We start from the raw sequence: 21,564 nt of genomic DNA on the forward strand, positions 1-21,564 counted from the left end.
CAAACAAACAGAGCGTCAGTAATCTGACAAAAAAATCCCCTGAAAAGGTTTTCTCAGAGGCAGTACCGTCCGGAAAGGACTGAGCGAGTGTTAGAGTGTCGTTCTACGTCAATGCACTTTACCTTCTCATTCCCGATAAAACGTGGAGAAATAAAGGAGATAATGTAAAAAAGCCTCCCCGCACACAGGGTTATGTCTCACACGTATTCGCTGAAACAGTCTACGCTTTGGCTATCTTCTTTTTATGACAATACGCAGGGGTCGTCCAGATGAGTTTGAATTTGAATTCGGTGTTTGCGCGCCGTCTCTATCTTTGCTGGTTGCTGGATAACGAACAAAAATCGAATGTGCCCAAACTGATGGAGATTACCGGCTGGCCGCGCCGCACTTTGCAGGATGTGCTGAAAGCGTTACCGGGGATGGGCATCGAGCTGGAATTTGTGCAGCAGGGCGTGCGCAATAACGACGGCTACTATCAGATTTCCGGCTGGGGACCGCTGGATCCCCAATGGATTGGCCGACATCGCGAGCAACTTCTCGACGCAATTGAGCACGGCTGACGCTGGCAGGGGCGTACTATTGCGGCTATGATATCGGGCTTCTCTCACCACTTCTGAGCGGAGGCACGCTAAATGTCATCTCATGGCAGGTCATCTAAAATCGAAAACGTCCGGACCGAGTTACTCTCTGATAACTGGTATGTTCTTCGAAAATTCACCTACGACTTAATCAAACGCAACGGTGAACGTCAGCCGCAATCCCGTGAAGTGTATGACCGGGGAAACGGTGCGACCATTCTGCTTTATAACCGGCCAAAGAAAACCGTTCTGCTGATCAATCAGTTTCGTATGCCGACGTATGTCAACGGCAACCCGACCGGCATGTTGCTGGAAACCTGCGCAGGGTTGCTGGACGATGATTCGCCGGAAGACTGCATCCGTAAAGAAGCGATTGAAGAAACCGGTTTTGCCGTCGGGCACGTCGAGAAACTCTTCGAATGCTACATGTCGCCGGGCAGCGTGACGGAAATCGTTCACTTTTTTGCCGCAGAATATGATGAATCGCAGCGGGCGAATGCTGGCGGTGGCGTGGAAGATGAAGATATTGACGTGCTGGAAGTGCCGTTCACCGAAGCGCTGGCGATGATCAAAGATGGCCGCATCAAAGACGGTAAAACGATTATGTTGCTTCAATACGCGCAGTTGCAGGGCTGGCTGGCGTAAAAGTTTTAATCCCGAAAAGTCATTGTTATCTTAAAAGTCAAAGGCACCCGCAGGTGCCTTTGACTTTTAGTGTTCCAGACTGATGGCGGTGCTCCCTGCGTGGCCTTTCAGCGCTGACCACGGCAAGACTGACCATTCCGGGCTTTCGCACGAACGTTGTACGCGGGCGAACGTCGGATCAAAATACAGGCCTTTCGGTGTGAAATACCACGCCGGGAACTGCCAGACGGACGGATCCGAATAATCGCAGTCATCGTCGCTATCGTCGGTCGGCTTCTTCATCTGTTCCGGATGCGCCGCAGTAAGTTGTTTCACCAGCCACGGTGCCCATTTCTTATCGCGGTACGAGGCGAAGGTATCGAAATCCACGTCATTTTTGCCCGATGAGGCACGATCTTCCGCATTGAGATAATGGAACGGCGCGCCGTCACCGACCCACACGATGTCTTCCAGCGTCAGTGTATCCGCCGTTTGGGCGTTCATATTGACCGGCGCTTCGCCGAAATCAGGATGCGCACCGCCGCAATCATAGGACGTGAACAGACTGACACTGACGACTTCCGGGCTCATGAATTCCGGCGTAACGGTCTGCTGATATTCGCCCTGACCAAACCGGCTGGCGCCGAGCATACACGCATGCCATCCGCTGACTTCCTGCCATAAACGGGTGCGCAGTTTCTGGTTCATCGCCTGCAAACTGGCGTCCGGATAACCGGACACAATCTCGAAAAGCGTGATTTTCGACTGAGGCTCAACCCACCATTGCAGCTGATAGCCCATGAAATTCTCGCTTTTACCGGCCTTCAGCTGCAATTCGGATAACCGCAGATACTCGTAAGGATCGGTATGAATCAGCGAACCCAGATAGCTGTCGTCGGTAGCCGCCGCAGGAAGCTGCGCAGGTTTTAGCGTCACCGGCAGCGTTTTGCCCTGCGGGTTGGTCCAGTTGCCTTGCCAGCCACCGTTTTCATCTTTGGTCAGGGTAAATTCAGGACGCGGCGTATCGTCAAAATCGTCCAGCCCTTCCTGAAGTTTGAGATCCTGCCCGTCCAGCGCGCCGTTGAGTGGCAAATCCAGATGGTACTTCTGATAAAAGTAACGGCCCGTCACTTCGTCAGGTTTATTCATGTCCAGCTCAACCACTATGCTGGTTTTTCCCAGTGTGCCGTTGTACACCACCGGCGGCTCTTCCGCCCACGCGGACAGAGAGAACAACGTTATCAGCCAAATCCATAACTTCATCTGAATCTCCCGGAGAAATGAACATCATCCTTTCGCCATTTTTTTTCGTTATTGGCGGAGTCAGTGTACTGAAAGTTTCGTTACGTCACCATTACGTGATTTCGTAAGTGGTGAAAAATAAATGCCTGCAAAAAAATAAATCCGGCAAAGTATCTCTTTCTTATTTCGAATAAAAAATGCTGCATTGTTGGCAGAGTCTTGGCGGCGGTTACGCTATTATCAAAAAAGATAATTTCGAACAGAGCAGAAACTCATAATGAGCAGATGGATTACCGCCCCTTTATGCCTGCTGGCCGGAATGCTGGCTTTCAGCGCGCAGGCCGAGCCGACGCAGGCAATTTATAACGACTGGCAGGTCAGCTGCGACAATCTCAATCACTGCGTCGCCCGAAATTCTCAGGACGGGCAGGAGCTGGTAATGAAAATTACCCGCGAAGCCGGACCCGAAGGTAAATCGACTGTCAGCATTGATTACCAGCGCAACAGCGATGAACAGTCTGCTGAAGCGCCAATCGCCAGCCGTTTGCAGATGAATGGCAAAACGCTGAGCTTTAATCATCGCGAATGGGATGTCAGCAAAAAACACCTTTCTACCGGTAACCGTCTGGTGGTGAATGATTTTATTGCCGCTATCCGTGAAGGCAGCAGCATTCAGCTGGCCGGTAAAGCCGATACCGCGCAGCCGGTCAGGCCGGTTATTTCACTCAAAGGGCTGAAGGCCGCTTTGCTGGCAATCGATGCACAGCAGGGGCGCGTTGGCACGAAAACTGCCTGGGCGAACCGCGGAACGAAGCCGGTGAATACGGTGCCGCCGATCCCGGCAACGCCGGTTCTGCCGCGTTTCAGCGAACCTCATGCGCTTTCTGAAACTGAGATTTCGGCGATAACGCAGAATGCCGCGACTACCATTGAGAACAACGATTGCAGCCTCGACCCGTCGGAGCGCGAAGTACATATCTTTGCACTCAGCAACGAGAAAGCGCTGATGACGGTGAACTGCGATATGGGCGCGTATAACCTTTACGCGCTGGGATTCCTGGTTTCGCGTCAGTCACCGTATAAAATGGACGATCTGGCGCTGAGCATGCCGTTCAAACTGGGCGAAGACGATCAGTCTCCGGAACTGATCAATGCTGATTTTGATCCGAAAACCGGATTGCTGACGACCTACGATAAAGGCCGTGGCGTCGGAGATTGCGGCGTCTCTTCCCGCTGGATATTCGACGGCAAAACGTTCCGCCTGGCCGCGTTTGCGTCAGAGCCAAGCTGTGATGGCTACAGCAGCGGCGGCGACTGGCCGGTATTATGGGTTACACAGGCTCAGTAACTCAGTCTTTGTCCTAAAGCAGACATAAAAAATGCCCTGTCAGCGTGAAGCTTGCAGGGCATTTTTTCGAAGCCGGATTGGGTCAGAAAATTATACTGACGCCTTCACCACGACTTTATTGCTGGCGAACTCAACGTTCTGGTCAGCAACGATTTTGCAGCGTTTACGGGTTTCGACTTTGCCGTTGACCTTAACCTGGCCTTCAGCGATCACCGCTTTAGCGGTACCGCCACTGTCACACCAGCCCATAAATTTGAGCAGGTCGCACAGTTCAACGTGCGGATGTTTTTCGAGAAAAAAAGTTTCCATGTATTCCTGACTTTATGTGTAGTGCTAATTGTTTAAGACTTATTTGCGCTGATGTCGTGATATTCCTCACAAGCCTGCAAGGTATTCTGGATCAGCGTCGCGACCGTCATCGGGCCAACACCGCCCGGCACCGGTGTGATAAAGGAAGCTCGCTCAGCGGCGCCATCATATTCCACATCGCCGACAACTTTACCACTTTCCAGACGGTTTATACCGACATCAATGACAATCGCACCCGGTTTAATCCATTCGCCCGGAATAAAACCCGGTTTACCGACGGCAACCACCACCAGATCGGCGTTTTCGACGTGATGACGCAGATTTTTAGTGAAGCGGTGCGTGACCGTCGTGGTGCAGCCCGCCAGCAGTAACTCCATGCTCATCGGACGGCCAACAATATTGGATGCGCCGATCACCACGGCGTTCAGCCCGAATGTATCAACGCCATAACGTTCGAGCAGGGTCACGATACCGCGCGGCGTACAAGGGCGCAGCGTTGGCGCGCGCTGGCACAGACGCCCCACGTTGTACGGATGGAACCCGTCGACGTCTTTGTCAGGATGAATACGCTCGAGCACCTTGATGTTATCAATGCCCGCAGGCAGCGGAAGCTGAACCAGAATACCGTCGATTTCGTTGTCGTTATTGAGCTGATCGATAAGGCCGAGCAGTTCGCCTTCGGTGGTCGTCGCCGGTAAATCGTAAGAGCGGGAAATAAACCCGACTTCTTCGCAAGAACGGCGCTTGCTGGCAACATAAATCTGCGATGCCGGGTTTTCACCGACCAGTACGACAGCCAGCCCGGGAGCACGTTTCCCTTCCGCCAGTCGTTGTTGAACACGCGCCGCAACTTCGTTTCTGACTTGCTGCGCAATCGTTTTACCGTCAATAATCTTTGCTGCCATCAGGGAATAAATCCATCAATTAAAAAATGCAGGGGGATGCGTCTATTTTGTCAGAAGCGGCGTGCGCTGTCAGGCGCTGAATGCGAATAACTTGTTATCGGCGGGTGAGAATTTAACCTGAGACAGTGGCGAAAAAAGTGTCTATTTTAGATGTGACTCTATTTAAATCATGAGGAAAGGAATAAATGACACGTAAAGTGGGAATCATCGGTGCCGGGCACGTGGGCGCTGACGTCGCGTTTTCACTGGTCACACAGGGTTTGTGCGACATCATTGTGCTGCTGGATGAAAATGAAAAGAAAGCCGTCAGCCAGTCGCTAGAACTACGCGATATGGCTTCACTGACTGCTTCGCGCGTTCAGGTCATCGCTAATGATTACAGCGAATTGCATGACGCCGACGTGCTGGTCATCGCCGTCGGCCCTAAAACGCTGTTACGCGAAGACCGTCTGGAAGAGCTGGCCGAAACCCGTGCGGCAGTCCGTGAAGTCATTCCCCGTGTCATCGCCAGCGGTTTTGGCGGCGTTATTATCAACATCACCAACCCGTGCGACGTGATAACCCAGATTATTCAGCAAACCAGCGGCTTGCCGGATTCGCAGGTATTTGGCACCGGCACGTCTCTGGATACCGCACGGATGAAACGCGTCGTCGGCGAGTTTTTCGGCTTTGATCCGAAAAGCGTCACGGGCTACGTGATGGGCGAACACGGTGAGTCGCAGTTTGTCGCCTGGAGCACTGTCACGCTCGGTGGACGTCCGGTCGCCGAACTGGCGGGCGATCGCGAGGTTGACTGGGCAAAAATGGACGACGCCGTTCGCGGCGGCGGCTGGGAAATCCTGCAAGGGAAGGGCTGGACCAGCTTCGGTATTGCGACCGCGTCAGCGCGTCTGGTGGATGCCGTGCTGTCCAATGCGCAGAGCGTGTACCCGGTTTCCGCGTGGGATGACGAACTTAGCGTGTATATCGGGCAACCTGCGGTGATCGGTAAAAACGGTATCGTACAAACTTTGCAGCCGGAACTGACCGCCTACGAAGGCGTGGCATACCACGCCTGCGCGCGCGTTATCACCGCTGCATTGAAATCTGAGCACGAAAAATAACCACCGCTGATGACATCGTCTTATCAGGCATACCGGGAATAACTGCTAATTGTTCAGGCATTAAGCAGAGAGTTCGAAAGCCATTGACTCAACCCGGTCTGCCCGTATAATCCGAACCCGCAACGCTCCCAATTTGGGACAAGCAATGCGCCCTTAGCTCAGTTGGATAGAGCAACGGCCTTCTAAGCCGTAGGTCACAGGTTCGAGCCCTGTAGGGCGTACCATTCAAAATCAATCACTTAGCTGTCAGTCGTTCCCTTCGAAATTTGCGAGTGGGACAGATTTGGAACAAAAACCCCAAAATAGCGTCTATCTGCTTCGCGTGTCAGCCATTTGACGCGGCGGGAGATTGGCTTTCTCGTCTTGATGACAGGTGCCTTACTCAGCCACTTCCATTCATCGGCGGCGATCCGAAATAATCCGCGAATGAATGAAAGGTATTGGCTGCGCGTGGCCGCTGAAATCAGCTTCTCTTTGTACTGAGGAACTGGCTTGCCTTTCCTCAGAGCTGCATCCCTGCGCGATTCCCATATCTGCTTGTGCTTCCTGTCAGGCATCCTTGCTGATCTGCCCCCAGGATTAGATACAACGCTCACCTAGTAATGTCGGATCCTTCACTCTCAGAATTACCCTTTCTCCAGCCCGCCGCAAATTCAGACGGCGTCTGATAATTGAGCGCGGAGTGCGGGCGGCACTCATTATAATCCTGACACTGATGGTTCTCCTGGCATGACTGACGTCACTGAACCAGTGTTCATTCAGGCATTCATCGCGAAAGCGTCCGTTAAAACTCTCAATAAATCCTTTCTGTATCGGCTTGCCGGGCTGGATAAGCCGCAGCTCCACGCCATGCTCAAAGGCCCATTGATCGAGCGCGCGGCAGGTAAATTCCGGGCACTGATCAGTTCTTATCGTCGCCGGATAGCCGCGAAACAGCGCAATGCTGTCCAGAATACGCGTGACCTGCACGCCTGAAATCCCAAAGGTAACAGTGACCGTCAGGCACTCCTTCGTGAAGTCGTCCACGCAGGTCAGGCACTTGATCCTGCGACCGGTGGCCAGTGCATCCATGACGAAATCCATCGACCAGGTCAGATTAGGCGCAGCCGGACGGAGCAGCGGCAGACGTTCTGTTGCCAGCCCTTCACGGCGCAGCAACTACCAGATGCGACGGTAGCCAAAACGTCTGCGCTCCAGTGCCAGTTCGGTGATGCGTCCGGATAAATGCGCATCTGACGCCGGACGCTGCGCTTCGTAGCGGCAGGTCGACCGGGACAAACCTGTCAGCCTGCAGGCACGACGTTGCGACAGACCGGTCGCATCACACATCAATATCACGGCTTCCCGCTTCTGGTCTGTCGTCAGAACTTTCGCCCAAGAGCCACCTGAAGCGCCTCCTTATCCAGCATGGCTTCGGCAAGCAGCTTCTTGAGTCTGGCGTTCTCTTCTTCAAGCGACTTCAGGCGCTTAACCTCGGGCACCTCCATACCTCCATACCTCCATACCGCCATACTTCTTACGCCAGGTGTAAAACGTGGCATCGGAAATAGCGTGCTTGCGGCAGAGTTCACGGGCGGATACCCCGGCTTCAGCCTCGCGGAGAATACTGATGATCTGTGGGTCGGAAAAACGCTTCTTCATGGGGATGTCCTCATGTGGCTTATGAAGACATTACTAATATCGGGGTGTATTAATCAACGGGGAGCAGGTCAATTTTCGAACAGAGAAAAATACTGTAATAACAAGGGTTATAACGGTTGTATTCGAATCCTGCAGGGTTCAAAAATCCGCTAAACAATTTCCCCTATGGCACCAGCACAATCTTACCGCTGAAGCTTCGGGTTTCCAGCAGTCGGTGCGCATCTGCGCCGGATGATAATGCAAACTGAGTAACTGGCGGAAGAACTACGCTGCCTTCTTTAATCAGGGCAAAAAGCCGGTCTGCGCGGCACTGGCGCTCTTTGGCGGAGGTCAGGTACGTCCAGAGATCGGCGCCCAGAATGCCGTGAGAATTGAGCTGGAGGCGGGTTGGGTCGAATTCAGCAAGCGCTCCGCCGGACATACCGAACAGCACTACACGGCCGCCGTCTTTTAGGGAATCCAGACTTTGGGTGAGCGTTGTTCCCACGGAGTCGAATACCACATCGCAACCTGCGCTCTGCCACAAACGTACCTGCTCAGGCCAGGTGTCATAATTTGCAGCAGCATCAGCGCCAAGCTCCAGACAAGATTTCTGCTTTTCCAGGCTCGATGCAACAGCAAAGGCGTGGATGTCCTGATGTTTTAGCATCTGAAGCAATAAACGCCCGACGCCACCCGCGGCAGCCAGTACTGCGACGTGCATTCCGGCACGTAAAGGCAGCACATCGTGAAGCAGATAATCGGCAGTCAGGCCTTGCAGCAAAACTGCGGCGGCATCAGTTTCAGACAGCCATTCCGGTAAGCGGATTGCGTGGTCGACCGGCACCCGGATATGGCTGGCGTGCGCCAGCGGGACATCGGCAAAACCAACGCGATCGCCAGTTTTCCAGTCGGTCACATTTTCACCCACAGCAATGACCCGGCCAGCCCCTTCATAACCTGCGATATACGGCGAGGTTCCTGCCAGCGGATAACGGCCCTGACGGCGGTAAATGTCAGCAAAATTTAGCCCGGCTGCGGTGACCGCAACCAGTAATTCTCCTGAAGACGGAACAGGATCGGCCGCCTCATGCATATGTAATACATCGGCCGAACCCGGATTTTCAAAAACCAGTGCTTTCATTGCCTTTCCTTAACTTAATCTTTGTGAATATTGCGGCGATTATCGTGAAGCGGTCGCAGGAGATAAACAGCGGTCTGCTTTATTTATTCGATAATAAAAATTTATAATGCTTCATTTTATCCTCACGGAGCAGAGCAATGGATTACCTGAAGTGTGTCGAATCGTTCATCACCGCGACAGAATCCGGAAGTTTTACGGCCGCCGCCGATAAGCTGGGTATCACGCCTGCTATGGTCGGTAAGCACATCCAGATGCTGGAGACCCGCACGGGCTGCGTGTTGATTAACCGGACCACCCGGCGTCAGGGGCTGACGGAAGCAGGGCACCGTTTTTATCTTTACGGAGTGCAGATCCTCGCAATGATTGAAGATGCCGATTCTCTGGCGCGTCATCTTAACGAACAGGTGACGGGCATGCTGCGTATCAGCGCGCCGGTTGCGTTTGGTCAGCGTATCCTCACGCCAATATTGTCGAAATTTCTGCAACGCTATCCCGCCGTCAACGCCGATCTGGTTCTGAGCGACCGCCGTGTGGATATGATTGAAGAGCGTTTTCAGATAGCGATACGCATTGGTAATCTTCAGGACGAAGGATATGTCGCCGTTCCTTTACCGCCTTATGAGATGGTGCTTGCAGCCTCACCGTCGTATCTGGAGACTCACGGAACACCGGCAACGCCCGCTGATTTAGCCCGCCACCATTGTGTCAGTTTCAGCCAGTGGCGCTCTGCTCATCGCTGGCAACTCCTGGGGCCGGACGGTCAGATTGATGTAGATATCGTCCCGCGCCTTACCGTGGATTCCGGTGAAGCTATCCGTCAGGCCGCGTTATCTGGTCTGGGCGTAGTTATGCATTCCTGCGTCACGCTGCAAGATGATATAGAGGCCGGACGGCTGAACCGCGTATTACCCGATTACGCGCCGGTATCCAGACCCATGCATTTACTCCGTTTACCCATAAGGCCCGCCGCTACCGTGGTTTCATCTTTCTTTGAATATTTTATGCAGCAATTAATCCCGTAACCCGGCACGCCTGCTAGTGATGGTCACATCATCGGGTAAGTTATCTTTTTCTTCACTTTCCCCAGCTTGTCGCTGGCTTTTTCCGACAACTCAAACAGGACCGGCAAGATATGCGCTGAGGCTTTCAGGTAGGCGCTGACCTGCAAAATGCCTTCGGGCGGCAACAATTCTCCGTTCTCCAGCCCTTCACTCAGGCACAGTAAGCCTTGGCATAAACCTTCGGCGGATTCTGACGCCAGTGCGCTCAGGTCGTAAAGCTGCCCCTCGTTAAAATTCCCCAGATCCAGCCCGGCAACCAGTGAGCGAAAAACGGTGACTGAGTTTTGCTGAAATGCTGTGCCGCTTTCGAAATTCATCATGATGTTTATCCCGAGTCAGTAAAATTGAAGCAGCTTTCCGGGCCGCCTTTACCGGGTTGACTCTATTCCTGACCGAGAAATAAAGAAACAGACTGTATGTATTTACAGTGTTTTTAATTCAGATTTGGAAAGTGTCTCGCAAATCGTGAGGGTTCGGCTGACACGTTTATTTAATGTGATTGCTGCGGGCTGGTGATCTTGATCACAAAAAATCCGGCGCAGCACGATTGTTTATATATGTACCCGTCCTGCTCTCACTGCCGGGGTGCGTTGTGCTTATCGTGAAGACCGGATTTATTTTTTTCTGATGTCCGTTGCTGTGTTTCCTTCTATCCGGAGAAAAAAAATGTCGTCATCTGATGTAGCAAAACTGACTGAAAATCCACTGAAAAATACCAAAGTGATGAACCTCTTTGTGTCTTTCGCGGCGGCGATGGCCGGGCTGTTGTTCGGCCTTGATATCGGTGTGATTTCGGGTGCGCTTCCCTTTATTACTGACCATTTCGTCCTTACCAGCCGGCAGCAGGAATGGGTCGTCAGCATTATGATGCTCGGCGCGGCATTCGGGGCGCTTGCCAATGGCTGGCTCTCTTTCCGGCTGGGGCGCAAATACAGCCTGATGGCCGCAGCATTATTGTTTGTTCTCGGTTCGCTTGGCTCAGCGTTTGCTTCAGGTGTTGAAATTCTGATGGTTTCTCGTCTGATCCTCGGATTTGCAGTTGGCATCGCCTCTTATACTGCGCCTCTGTATCTCTCTGAAATGGCGTCAGAAACTATCCGCGGCAAAATGATCGCTATGTATCAGCTGATGGTGACTTTCGGTATTTTGCTGGCCTTTTTGTCTGATACGGCGTTCAGCGCAAGCGGCGACTGGCGCGCCATGCTGGGGGTTCTGGCGATCCCTGCATTAGTTCTGATGCTCGCGGTCTGCTTTTTACCCAACAGCCCGCGCTGGCTGGCGGCGAAAGGACAGCATATTGAAGCGGAACGTGTGCTGCGGATGCTGCGCGATACCTCTGAAAAGGCCCGTCAGGAACTGAATGAAATTCGTGAAAGTTTGAAGTTAAAACAGGGCGGTTGGAATTTATTTAAAGCCAACAGCAATGTGCGTCGGGCGGTGTATCTCGGCATGTTATTGCAGGCCATGCAGCAATTTACCGGCATGAATATCATCATGTATTACGCGCCGAAAATTTTTAATCTGGCCGGATTTACCAGCACACAGGAACAGATGATTGCCACGATTATTGTCGGCCTGACGTTTGTGCTGGCGACTTTCATTGCTATCGGCATGGTTGATAAAGCGGGGCGTAAACCTGCGCTGAAAATAGGTTTCAGCGTGATAGCGCTCGGGACGCTGGTGTTGGGATATTGCCTTCAGCAGTTTAATCACGGAACGGCGGGAGCCGGGCTTTCCTGGTTGTCGGTGGGGATGACGATGATGTGTATCGCCGGGTATGCCATGAGCGCTGCGCCGGTGGTGTGGATCCTGTGTTCTGAAATTCAGCCCCTCAAAAGCCGCGACTTTGGGATCACCTGCTCAACGACCACCAACTGGATTTCCAACATGATTATCGGTGCGACTTTCCTGACGCTGATGGACAATATTGGCGCCGCAGAAACATTCTGGCTGTACACCGCACTGAATCTCGCTTTTGTTGTGATTACTTTTATTCTTATTCCTGAAACGAAAAACGTAACGCTTGAACAGATTGAAAGAAATCTGATGGCAGGGAAAAAACTGCGGGATATCGGGCAGTAAGCCGGTTGAAAAATTTTTGAACAGGGAGAAGATTATGTCTGCGCTGACAAGCATGGTTAACGGTCTGGATTATCCGATTAATGATGAAGAACTTATTGAAATCCGCTACCAGACCCGGGACAAAGTGGACGAGTTTAATGCACTGGGTGCGCGTCAGGTGGCTGAGAAAGACAGCCTGATCAGAAAAATATTCGGTCAGGTTGGGCACAACGTGCATTTTGAAAAAGGCATGCGTATCGATTACGGTATTAACACAACGTTTGGGGACAACGTTTTCATCAATTTCAATTTTGTCCTGCTCGATTGCGCGCCGGTGTGTATTGGGAATAACGTTTTTATCGGGCCAGATGTGCAAATTTATACCGCTCAACATCCGCTGGATTGTGATTTACGCAGGGAACATATCGGGAGCGCGCAACCGGTCACAATCGGTGATGATGTCTGGATTGGCGGAGGGTGCATCGTTCTGCCAGGCGTCACCATCGGAGCGGGAAGTACAATTGGTGCTGGCAGCGTAGTGACTCGTTCTATTCCAAAGGGCGTTGTTGCCTGTGGTAATCCGTGCCGGGCGGTTCGTCGGGTAGATTAATTGTGTTAAATAAATTCCTAAGTCAAATTTCAGTGTTAAAAACATAAAAAAGCCCGCTCCAGGCGGGCCGCAAATGCGAAAAATACAATATTTCTTAAAGTTCGCAAAGGATGAATGAAATTCTAATAAAAATCAATAAATTATCAATTTTTCTAATATTGAATCTGCCGTGCTTTGTGTTTTATTTATGAATCCCGCTCATAGCTCCTTTCATATTTTGTCATCTAGTCGTTTAAACGGAATGTCTGTACCTTTTATCAGAACGAGAAAACGGAGAGTAAAATGTCTGACAAAATGAGAATTACCAAAAGCGGTTCTGTTCCTTCACAGAATGGCCCGGAAAGCTATTTTACCGGCAAGGTGCGCATCGATACGCCGTTCAGCGGTACTGAATCTGCGCGCGTCGGGGGTGCAACCGTGACCTTTGAACCGGGCGCGCGCACCGCATGGCACACGCATCCGCTGGGCCAGACGCTGATCATCACTCACGGCCGTGGCTGGTTGCAGGAAGAGGGCGGTGAAATTCGTGAAATGAATGTCGGCGATATCGTGTGGATCCCTGAAGGGGTTAAACACTGGCACGGCGCTACGCCGGAAAATGCCATGACTCACATTGCAATTGCCGAATCTCTTAACGGCAGCCCGGTGGAGTGGCTGGAAAAAGTGACCGACGCTCAATACCAGAAGTGATTTTGGGGATCAGAAATGAGCGCGATCCTGTCCGGTTGTCCCGGACGGGGTTTCTGCGTCTTATCATCCGCGCGGATTTTTGCGGGGCTTGGTCATGGAATTACTCAGCTCATAGAGCCGGTTCATGGTCTGAAGCGGGACTTTTGGTGAAGAGGCGGCCAGCGCCAGCACCAGAATTTCGAGGCAAATGACAGGCGTGCCGTGGACGGGGATTTTTTCCGCATCAGCGCTGCGAGGAATAAACACCACGCAGTCCGCTTCTTTGATAAAAACGGATTCAGCCGAGCCGGTCAGTAAAATAGTTGAAATCCCCAGGCGTTTGGCTTCTGCCAGCGTTGTTACACCTTCCCGATGGGCGCTTCGTTGCGCCATCATAATCAGCACATCGCCCGGACGCATGCCGATCAGTTGCTCACTCAGCGACGCGCCGGTACGGTTAAGCACATACGCGGGCGTCCCGTTACGGTTGAACAGACGGGCGGTATATTCCGCCAGCAGAGAGGAAGCTCCGATGCCAAAAATGGCTATCCGGTCGGCGGTTTTCAACAACGCGTTGGCACGCGAAAGTGCCAGCCGGTTCTTCTCCTCCGACAGCATCTGGCAGGTATAAAGATAGCCGTCGAGCACGAAATCAATGCTGGAATTGGTATCCGGAGTCAGGGAATTCACCGTAGTTGCCATTTTTGCCGACGACGTCAGCGTCTCCCCGAGATAACTGGCCAGCACATTTTTCAGGTCGCGCAGGCCGGAAAACCCCAGCGCCTGAATGGCACGCACGACCGTAGCATCTGAGCTTTGGGTATCCGCTGCGATTTCCATGGCGGTTTTATCCAGCACTGCGCCACGGTGAGTATGAATATACTGCGCAACGGCAAACAAGCGTGGCGATAACTGGTTTTTACGCAGGCGGAAACGTTCGCCGTAGAGATCCGGGCCGGAGCGGTTGGGTTTAGTTTTCGGTTTTTTCACAGTTACGCCTGTTCATTCACATTGCTGCCATTTTTTTACAGTGTACTTCGGGAGCGACTTACAGGTTTGCCAGTCTTTGCCGCTGATAAGCCAGCATCGACGGTTCCAGCGGCACGTATCCTTCCGGGCTGTGGGTCTGATCAGCCACAATAGTTTGCCCTTCATCAGACAGCGTCATTTCCAGCCAGGCTTTAACCAGCGGATCCAGCGTGGCGCCCGGCGGCAGGTCAAAGCAGAGCGAAACATAGCTTGAAAGCGGATAGTTCCCCTGCGCCACATTGACTAAATCCGGCGAATAAAATGCGGTGTTTGCTTCTGAGGCCAGCGGCAAAATACGCACGTCGTCAGAGAACAGTGCCGCGTTACACCAGCCCAGACAGCCCGCCCCGAACGGGTCTTGCGCCACGGCTTCAATCACGGCGCGGCGATCGGCGAGGCCTTCATAATGGGCAGGATAATGGCGCCCGGCCAGATGCGCATACCGGAATGCGGTGGCGTATTTCCCGTTATCTCGCAGGCCATAAAGATGAATGCGCCGTTTATGCCATTTGCCTTCGAGCCCCAGTTGCTGCCAGTCAGTGATATCTCCGCAGCTTTGCCCTGAAGAGAAAACCGAGGCCAGCTGCGCCATTGTCAGTCCCGCCATAGGGTTATCACGGTGAACATAAATCGCAGGCGGACTTTTGGCTTCCGGTCGCGGTCCGTGGCCGGTATATCCGACATGGATTTCCGTCGGCCGGTAACCTTTTACGCGCTCAAAAGCCGCCAGTTCATGAGGCCACGGCGCGCGCGACATCGGTGCCAGCCAGCTGGCATCCGCCGCCAGTGCCATAATCGCTGTTGACGAGCCTTCCAGCGTGCAGTCGAAAGAAATTGCCGGATTCGCTTCGCGGAAAAGTGCGCACCACGGAAGGATCAGAGAGGCCATGCCGTCATTTCCGACAATCGGCAGCGGGAGATTTATTGTGTTTGAATTCATGAATGCACCGCGAATATTGCACGCTGCTGAGCGAGCTCAGCAGGTTCCAGAGGCAGACAGGTTGTCTCTGCGATTATTGTCTGACCGTCATCGGAGAGCAGGAAACCGGCCAGTCTATGTGCGTCGTGGCCTTCACTGGCGGGCAGATAAAGAGACAGAAAACGGGTAAGCGGGTCGCGCGCCTGGCCCGTCAGCGTCATTTTACGTAATAGCGGATGTTCTCCGGCGGAGTCAGCAATGCCAATGCCGTCTGGCATATTCTCAAGCCGCGCCAGAAGCGTGGCCGAATCCAGCACATATTCAGTCCGCGCAGTCAGCTCACGTCCGGCAAATAAATGCTTTTGTAAAAACACCTGAAGGGCGCTGTCTTCCGGCAGGCTCAGCGGCAGAATACTGGCATCGTGAGAAGACGAAAGGAGTTGTCCCCAGTTCGAAAAATCACCCTGTGCATTTCCGCGCGTGAAAATCTGTGAAAGTTGCGTCACCGAAATTTCAGTCAGCGGATTACTGTGATGCACGTACACGGCTGGCGTTGCCGGACTGACCGCCAGCTTCACAGAAAACGGTGCCGAGCCGCGCTGCTTTTTATACGGCACGGATTCCGTGGGCGTAATTTCTCTTTCAATCAGCGCCATCGTGGAACGTCGGTTAATCAGAAAGGCAAACGCGGCATCGTCATGGCAAAAAGTGGCGGCGACCGGAATATCAGGGTGAACGCGACGGAATGCCGCAATGATTTTTTCAACCAACGGCACAAGTTCTGGCTTTGCGGTAATCCTGATAACGCTTTTCTTTTCAGAGGGGTACTGCGCTGGAGCGGGCAGGGGGCTGTCCGGGTTCAATCTGTTATTCCTTCTGGCTGAGTCTTTAAAACTTGCGCGATCATGCATAACTCATCTCAGTGATGCATGAGAAGAATTATCATTATCCTTTAAGAATCATGATGAAGTACGTAACTGTAGTAGTCAACGCTACGAAGGTGTGTCGGGATATCAGGGCTATTCCGGGTGAGTTTTGCAGAACAGATTACGAAAATAATATATTCAATTTCAGAGGGATATAAAAAATGAAATCCCGGTTTTTACTCCGCCGGGCTTCTCTTTTTTACACTTCATTGCCTGACGTTTACTACTACAGCCCTATGTGATGGAATGATAATCATTCTAATTTAGTGAGCCCTTTGATTCCTGTAAGATTGAGCAGGAACTGGCCAGCGGCGCCCGGTGTTTCGCGCAATAAGCGAGTCAGTAATCAGGTTTTCTTCCTGAGAAAGTCGGCACGGATATGCTGAAAAAAATAATAAAAGCCGGCCTGAAATTAATTTTGATTTAAATACTTTTACGGATGTTTTTGGGGATTGTATGAACTTCAACAAAATGAAAAAAAACGCGCTGTCGCTGTTAATTGCCAGCTTTCCTGTTTTATTGCCTGTCAGGGAAAGTCTGGCTGAAACGCGTTCCGGCGAAAATAGCGTTAAATACCCTGATCAAAGTAGTGATAATACAAATCTGCAAAAAGATGACACCATTGAAGTTAACGGAAGCTCTTACAGCGAACCTTCGGGATATATTCCCGGCTATGCCGACGTGGGGGCTTATCAGGGACGCGATATGATGGATGTTCCCGCCTCAGTCAGCGTCGTTTCCAAAGATATTATTCAGGCGCAGCAGGGCACGGGCTTATTTGACGCTTTGCGAAATGTGGCGGGTATTGTTCGCCAGCAACAAAGCGGAATTGCTTACGACCAGCTTTCCGTTCGCGGTATTAATCTGGATAACCGCTCAAGTTATATGTTTAACGGCGTTCTGCCTTTTGATAATAACCTGCCGATTCCGATGGAAGATAAGGAGCGGATGGAAGTGCTGAAAGGCGCATCGGCACTTTATTATGGCTTTGTCGCGCCCGGTGGCGTGGTGAATATGGTGACCAAACGGGCGGGGCAGCAGCCTGTCAGAACGGTGACGTTTTCGACCGATGATAATGGCTCGTCCCTCGCGCACGTCGATCTGGCTGACCGCTTTGGTGAAGAGAAAAATTTTGGCGTCCGCATCAATGCCGTCACCAATAATATCCATACGCCGATAGGCGGCGATAATGGTAACCGCCGGATGTTCAGCGCAGCATTGGACTGGCAGGCGACGGATCGGCTTTTGCTCAAATATGACTATGAGTCAATCCGCGCACGTATTACTGAGCAGGCGGCAATCGCCACGCCGACCGCCGTTAATGGCGTCATGACCATTCCTTCAATACCTGATCCGAAAAAGCTGTTATCGATGAAAGGGAAAGACACGCATTCCTCGGCAGAAACGCACTTACTTCAGGCTGAATATGCCCTGACCGATAACTGGACGGGTAAAGTCAGCGCGGGGCAATCGCGTACCAAGCGTGACCGCTGGTTGTGGGTCTTTGATAATTACAATGCGCAGACCGGCGAGGGAACGGTTTATGGTGCCGATCAGCCTGGCCAGGATTATCTGAACCAGAACGTCCGGGCGGAAATTAAAGGCACGTTTGATACCGGTTCCGTTGAGCATGAATTGTTATTTGGCGGCAGTCAGAACCGTCTTTACCAGCCGAGTTTTGAAACCTACATGTATTCTGCTGCGCAGAATATGTATGACCCGGTGACCATTACATCGCTGACGCGTGCGGCTAAAAACAGTAAAAAAACGCTGACTGACCGCAGCTTTAAAGAACAGACTATCCGCGACGGCGGCCTGTTCCTGCAAGATTGGATCACGCTCAACGATCAGTGGCAGGTGACCGGCGCTGTGCGTTACGGGCGCTATACCAGCCAGCAGCTTGATGCGGCTTCCGAAGATGTTCACGCGGTTACGCCAGCCGTCAGCGTGCTTTATAAAGTCACGCCGGATATCAGCCTGTACGCCAGTTATGTGGAAGGTCTGGAGTCGGCGGGAACGGCACCATCAACCGCCGCTAACGCCGGGGAATCCCTGAAAGCGGCGGTCAGCAAACAGAAAGAATTGGGGATCCGCACACGGGTTTACGGTGAACTTTATGCGTCGGCGGCTTATTTCGAGCTGAAACAACCGTCTGCCAGTACCGGCGATGATCTGATTTATTCCCTTAACGGCGAAGCACGATTTCGCGGCGGGGAATTCTCGCTTCAGGGCGACGTCACGGAAAATACGTCGGTGATGGGTTCTGTCATGTTGCTGAGTGCGGAAGTCACCTCAACCACCAATGAAAAGCTGCTGGGGAAAACGCCGGAAAATACGCCGAAAAAAGTGGCGAACATCTTCATCAACCACAAGCTGGATTTCATTGACGGTCTGGCGGTTAATGGTGGCGCGTATTATGTCGGCTCACGACCGGTGAATGCCCAGAATCAGGCGTTTGTGGCGGGCTATACGACGTACAATCTGGGCGCGAGTTACACCACTAAACTGGCGGGAACCAGGGCCACATTCCAGGCAACCGTGAATAATGTCACCGACAAACGTTACTGGAGCGCGGCAGGCAGTGGCCAGCTGGCGGTCGGGATGCCAAGAACGTTACTTCTTTCCTCAACGTTCGAATTTTAACTTCGCAGGCAATTCCGGGCGGGCGGCAAATAAGCTGCCCGTAATCTCCCTCACGATAAATTCTGCACGTCTGATTTAGCTTTTCGACTTTTTATCCTAAATTACCTGCTTATTCGCTGACCCGTTTTATTTAAGCCTAAAAAACCCCGATGTTCGGCCCATTAAAACCGGTGCTTTCAGTAGCTCTGTGATATCCAACTCGACTACTATAAATAAAAATCAATCATTGAGTCTTCTCGGGTATGGCATATTTTTCTACAGATGAAAGTCTCGTTCGTGAGCGTTCTGATCGTTTCTTACGACGAATGTATTTAATGCGCATACTTGGCACTTTTCTCTGTTTTTTCCCCATTGCCTCGGTGCTTTTAGAACGCGAAGCTTCCTGGATCCCGATGGGTTTTCTGGTGCTGAACGCGTTTGTCTGGCCGCACGTTGCAATGCTGATTTCCCGCCGTTCCAGGCATCCTAATCAGGCTGAATTCAGAAACCTGGCGTTCGACGCCATTGCCGGTGGCGCATGGGTCGCGCTGATGGGCGTGTGTCCGCTGCCATCTGCGATCATTACGTCTATTCTGGTTGCCGACCGGTTTTCTGCCGGTGGCTGGCAATTACTGCGCCGTGCTGCGCTGTTTTACTGCGCCGGATTTATTCTGTGCTGGCCGCTTTCCGGGATGAGCCTCTATACCGAAGTGAGCGACCGGACGTTATGGCTGACGCTGCCGCTTTCCACGATTTACATTATTGCGTTCAGCGCCGCCAATTATTCGATTTCCCGCAAACTGCGCGATAAGCAGCACGAACTGGAAAAATCGGCGCTGATGGATCCCTTTCTTGGCCTGCCTAACCGGCGTTTGCTCGATCGCCGCCTGATGCTGGAATTTGAACGTTCAAAGCAGGATCTGGCCTGCCTGATGGTGCTGGGCGTCGATGATTTGAAAATGGTGAATGACCTGTTCGGACGCGAAGCGGGCGATTATGTTTTACGATCGGTATCAACTATTTTGCGTAAGGAAACGGCTGAGCACGATTTTCCAGCCATACTGGGCGGTGACGAATTTGTGGTGATACTGCCGGGCATTTCCGAAGAAGAAGCGTATGCGGTCGGATACCGGTTGTTGCTGAAAACCTCGGAAATTCGTCTGTCGCAGGATTCTGGTTTTCAGTGCTCGATGAGCATTGGCGTGGCGACATCCAGAAATCATGAGAATTACAATCAGTGGCTGGCCGCCGCCGAACGGGCATTGATAAGCGTGAAAAAGAATGGAAAAAACAGTATTGGCAGCGCGGGCAGGGCTTAGGCCGTTGTTCATCTACACTGAATAGAATGGAAGATGTCTCGGGATAAATAATGAAAAATATCAAAATAATGATGGTAGCAGCGGTGGCAGCAGCAACTTTATTGGCAGGATGCTCATCGATTGATGAACCCGTTGGCGCGGAAGTCTACCGGCCTGCAAACTTTGATGCGTCTTTTGTACAGGGGCAGGCAAGCTATGAGTCTTCCGTGTTTTCCATTCTGGAACGTCAGCGCCGCGCGGATACCTATAAAAAGATCTTCGATTTTTGTACAGGGAAATTCCAGACGCTGGGTGAAAGCAATGACGGCGACCGGGTACACATAAGATTTGCATGTCTGCCGAAACCGGCGACGCAAAGCACGTATTCAAATCAAAACACTTACTCAATTCAACAAAAATCCCCGTCGCTGTACTGAGGCCGGCTGTGTAAAACGGATGCAGCGACCGGCGGGAAACGGAGTCAACGATGAGCAAGGAAAGACCCGACTTTATCGCCAACTGGCGTGAGCTCGAAGGCCCGGACGACAGCAGTTATCCGGGTGATGATGAACTGATGTCGATTGGTGCACCGCTCGGCAAAGCGCTGGGGCTGACGCGTATCGGCATTCATCACGAACGTCTGCTGCCGGGGCGACGTACCTGTTACGCGCATGCTGAAAGTTCTGAAGATGAGTTTGTTTATGTGCTGGAAGGCCAGCCTGACGCGTGGATAAATGGCCACCTGCACCGGCTTAAACCTGGCGACGCGGTGGCGTTTCCCCACGGCACCGGCATCTGCCATACGTTCATCAATAACAGTGAAGAAGAAGTACGTTTGCTGGTCGTTGGCGAAGCGAATAAGCCGGAAAACCGCATTCATTATCCGCTCAATCAGGAATATGAAGCAACGCGTAAAGACCGCTGGCTGGATGTGCCTGAACAGGAACTGGGTAGCCACGACGGTTTTTCAGATTCGAGAAGAGAAGCCAACAAAAAGCCGGTGTAAAAACCGGCTTTTTTGGATTCATTCATGAAATTGAAGATGCGCTTACTGGATACCCAGTGACTGCCAGCGTTGCTGACAATACGGCATCATGCGATGAATTTTCAGGCTTTGCGCCTGGTGGCGGTTCAGGGAATAACCCTCCGGCGTAATCTCTAAAGTGTCGCCGGTTTGCAGTGTAAAGTCGTTATCGACAGACAGGATAAGCTTCAGGTTTTTGAATGCCTGAATGCAGATATATTTCAGTCCGGTCTGTGGGATACTCAGGATATCTATGATTTTCCATTCCATATTCTCGCTCCTTTCCTGTTGCTGCCTGATTTCTGTGTCCCCTTTTCTACCTCAGATCCACGTCATTTTTTGTCATCACAAGGTAATGATTTCTTTATAGGCGTTCAGATAATTTGAATGCTTGAACTGACTCACAAAAAGAAGGCGAGAGAACCCTTTGGGATCGCATATTCGGATTTTTCGGAAAGATTGTGAATCATCT

21 protein-coding genes, 1 tRNA gene and 2 pseudogenes are annotated in these 21,564 nt (G+C 52.0%); 13 read left to right on the plus strand and 11 right to left on the minus strand.

All coding sequences use genetic code 11. The annotated features are described in order from the left end of the window. Positions 1 to 269: 269 nt before the first annotated feature. Together GW579_RS12800 and nudK are read left to right on the plus strand one after the other, a co-directional pair. The gene (locus tag GW579_RS12800; protein WP_165059379.1) at positions 270 to 560 is read left to right on the plus strand and encodes a winged helix-turn-helix domain-containing protein; all 291 of its coding nucleotides are present in this window, start codon (positions 270 to 272) and stop codon (positions 558 to 560) included. Between the two features lie 72 nt (positions 561 to 632). Next, complete coding sequence (gene nudK, locus GW579_RS12805; RefSeq protein WP_152327956.1) at positions 633 to 1,223, plus strand: GDP-mannose pyrophosphatase NudK; 591 nt, start codon at positions 633 to 635, stop codon at positions 1,221 to 1,223. A gap of 66 nt (positions 1,224 to 1,289) precedes the next feature. On the opposite strand, the gene GW579_RS12810 is transcribed toward nudK, so the two are convergent. After that, a complete protein-coding gene (locus GW579_RS12810) occupies positions 1,290 to 2,465 on the minus strand; it encodes a hypothetical protein (RefSeq protein WP_165059381.1) in 1,176 nt (391 codons plus the stop codon). A gap of 256 nt (positions 2,466 to 2,721) precedes the next feature. Here GW579_RS12810 and GW579_RS12815 point away from each other — a divergent pair, with 256 nt between their 5' ends. After that, positions 2,722 to 3,792: a DUF1176 domain-containing protein gene (locus tag GW579_RS12815; protein WP_165059383.1), complete on the plus strand. Its 1,071-nt coding sequence runs from the start codon at positions 2,722 to 2,724 to the stop codon at positions 3,790 to 3,792. A gap of 90 nt (positions 3,793 to 3,882) precedes the next feature. Here the strand turns inward: GW579_RS12815 and ybcJ are convergent, their stop codons facing one another. Next, complete coding sequence (gene ybcJ, locus GW579_RS12820) at positions 3,883 to 4,101, minus strand: ribosome-associated protein YbcJ (protein WP_152327959.1); 219 nt, start codon at positions 4,099 to 4,101, stop codon at positions 3,883 to 3,885. A gap of 32 nt (positions 4,102 to 4,133) precedes the next feature. Beyond that, positions 4,134 to 5,006, minus strand: coding sequence for a bifunctional methylenetetrahydrofolate dehydrogenase/methenyltetrahydrofolate cyclohydrolase FolD (folD, locus tag GW579_RS12825; protein ID WP_152327960.1), 873 nt, complete (start codon positions 5,004 to 5,006; stop codon positions 4,134 to 4,136). 185 nt (positions 5,007 to 5,191) lie between these two features. Between folD and GW579_RS12830 the strand changes: the two genes are divergently transcribed. Both GW579_RS12830 and GW579_RS12835 read left to right on the plus strand, forming a co-directional pair. After that, entirely contained in the window at positions 5,192 to 6,109 is a 918-nt protein-coding gene (locus GW579_RS12830; RefSeq protein ID WP_165059385.1) for an L-lactate dehydrogenase, read from the plus strand. Between the two features lie 147 nt (positions 6,110 to 6,256). Then, positions 6,257 to 6,333: transfer RNA gene (locus GW579_RS12835), tRNA-Arg, on the plus strand. An 84-nt stretch (positions 6,334 to 6,417) separates the two neighbouring features. Here GW579_RS12835 and GW579_RS23830 read toward each other — a convergent pair. The 3 genes and pseudogenes from GW579_RS23830 to GW579_RS12845 form a co-directional block, all read right to left on the minus strand. Continuing rightward, a pseudogene (locus GW579_RS23830) lies at positions 6,418 to 6,672 on the minus strand (integrase); the annotation flags it as partial. A 29-nt stretch (positions 6,673 to 6,701) separates the two neighbouring features. After that, a pseudogene (locus GW579_RS12840) lies at positions 6,702 to 7,750 on the minus strand (integrase core domain-containing protein). Positions 7,751 to 7,913: 163 nt separating this feature from the next. Then, entirely contained in the window at positions 7,914 to 8,873 is a 960-nt protein-coding gene (locus GW579_RS12845; RefSeq protein ID WP_165059387.1) for a quinone oxidoreductase family protein, read from the minus strand. A gap of 137 nt (positions 8,874 to 9,010) precedes the next feature. Here GW579_RS12845 and GW579_RS12850 point away from each other — a divergent pair, with 137 nt between their 5' ends. Next, positions 9,011 to 9,895 (plus strand): LysR family transcriptional regulator, encoded by an 885-nt coding sequence (locus GW579_RS12850; RefSeq protein ID WP_165059388.1) that lies wholly within the window; start codon positions 9,011 to 9,013, stop codon positions 9,893 to 9,895. Positions 9,896 to 9,918: 23 nt separating this feature from the next. Here GW579_RS12850 and GW579_RS12855 read toward each other — a convergent pair whose 3' ends face one another. Further along, the gene (locus GW579_RS12855) at positions 9,919 to 10,254 is read right to left on the minus strand and encodes a hypothetical protein (RefSeq protein WP_152326409.1); all 336 of its coding nucleotides are present in this window, start codon (positions 10,252 to 10,254) and stop codon (positions 9,919 to 9,921) included. A 346-nt stretch (positions 10,255 to 10,600) separates the two neighbouring features. On the opposite strand from GW579_RS12855, the gene GW579_RS12860 reads away from it, so the two are divergent. The 3 genes from GW579_RS12860 to GW579_RS12870 all read left to right on the plus strand — a co-directional run bounded on the left by GW579_RS12860 (position 10,601) and on the right by GW579_RS12870 (position 13,295). Then, the gene (locus GW579_RS12860; RefSeq protein ID WP_165059390.1) at positions 10,601 to 12,016 is read left to right on the plus strand and encodes a sugar porter family MFS transporter; all 1,416 of its coding nucleotides are present in this window, start codon (positions 10,601 to 10,603) and stop codon (positions 12,014 to 12,016) included. Positions 12,017 to 12,050: 34 nt separating this feature from the next. Beyond that, entirely contained in the window at positions 12,051 to 12,605 is a 555-nt protein-coding gene (locus GW579_RS12865; RefSeq protein WP_193333150.1) for a sugar O-acetyltransferase, read from the plus strand. 294 nt (positions 12,606 to 12,899) lie between these two features. After that, entirely contained in the window at positions 12,900 to 13,295 is a 396-nt protein-coding gene (locus tag GW579_RS12870) for a (R)-mandelonitrile lyase (protein ID WP_165059723.1), read from the plus strand. Positions 13,296 to 13,358: 63 nt separating this feature from the next. Here the strand turns inward: GW579_RS12870 and GW579_RS12875 are convergent, their stop codons facing one another. From GW579_RS12875 to GW579_RS12885, 3 genes are read right to left on the minus strand one after another with little or no spacing between them, the layout of a single operon-like run. After that, positions 13,359 to 14,264: an SIS domain-containing protein gene (locus tag GW579_RS12875; protein ID WP_165059392.1), complete on the minus strand. Its 906-nt coding sequence runs from the start codon at positions 14,262 to 14,264 to the stop codon at positions 13,359 to 13,361. A gap of 58 nt (positions 14,265 to 14,322) precedes the next feature. Further along, positions 14,323 to 15,243 carry a PstS family phosphate ABC transporter substrate-binding protein gene (locus GW579_RS12880; protein WP_165059394.1) on the minus strand — a complete coding sequence of 307 codons (921 nt, stop codon included), beginning with the start codon at positions 15,241 to 15,243 and terminating at the stop codon, positions 14,323 to 14,325. Beyond that, on the minus strand, positions 15,240 to 16,133 hold the full coding sequence (locus tag GW579_RS12885; RefSeq protein WP_268959602.1) for a substrate-binding domain-containing protein: 894 nt from the start codon (positions 16,131 to 16,133) through the stop codon (positions 15,240 to 15,242). The genes GW579_RS12880 and GW579_RS12885 overlap by 4 nt, the downstream gene beginning before the upstream one ends. 471 nt (positions 16,134 to 16,604) lie before the next feature. Here GW579_RS12885 and GW579_RS12890 point away from each other — a divergent pair, with 471 nt between their 5' ends. The 4 genes from GW579_RS12890 (at position 16,605) to GW579_RS12905 (ending at position 21,074) form a co-directional block, all read left to right on the plus strand. Continuing rightward, positions 16,605 to 18,791 carry a TonB-dependent siderophore receptor gene (locus tag GW579_RS12890; RefSeq protein WP_165059397.1) on the plus strand — a complete coding sequence of 729 codons (2,187 nt, stop codon included), beginning with the start codon at positions 16,605 to 16,607 and terminating at the stop codon, positions 18,789 to 18,791. A 314-nt stretch (positions 18,792 to 19,105) separates the two neighbouring features. Then, the gene (locus tag GW579_RS12895) at positions 19,106 to 20,089 is read left to right on the plus strand and encodes a diguanylate cyclase (protein WP_235937368.1); all 984 of its coding nucleotides are present in this window, start codon (positions 19,106 to 19,108) and stop codon (positions 20,087 to 20,089) included. Positions 20,090 to 20,139: 50 nt separating this feature from the next. Continuing rightward, positions 20,140 to 20,505 carry a hypothetical protein gene (locus GW579_RS12900; protein WP_152326416.1) on the plus strand — a complete coding sequence of 122 codons (366 nt, stop codon included), beginning with the start codon at positions 20,140 to 20,142 and terminating at the stop codon, positions 20,503 to 20,505. Positions 20,506 to 20,555: 50 nt separating this feature from the next. Further along, complete coding sequence (locus GW579_RS12905) at positions 20,556 to 21,074, plus strand: cupin domain-containing protein (protein WP_152326417.1); 519 nt, start codon at positions 20,556 to 20,558, stop codon at positions 21,072 to 21,074. A gap of 42 nt (positions 21,075 to 21,116) precedes the next feature. On the opposite strand, the gene GW579_RS12910 is transcribed toward GW579_RS12905, so the two are convergent. Next, positions 21,117 to 21,362 (minus strand): hypothetical protein, encoded by a 246-nt coding sequence (locus GW579_RS12910; RefSeq protein WP_104922965.1) that lies wholly within the window; start codon positions 21,360 to 21,362, stop codon positions 21,117 to 21,119. Positions 21,363 to 21,564: the final 202 nt, after the last annotated feature.

The organism is Rahnella contaminans (genome assembly GCF_011065485.1).
Lineage (GTDB): Bacteria > Pseudomonadota > Gammaproteobacteria > Enterobacterales > Enterobacteriaceae > Rahnella > Rahnella contaminans.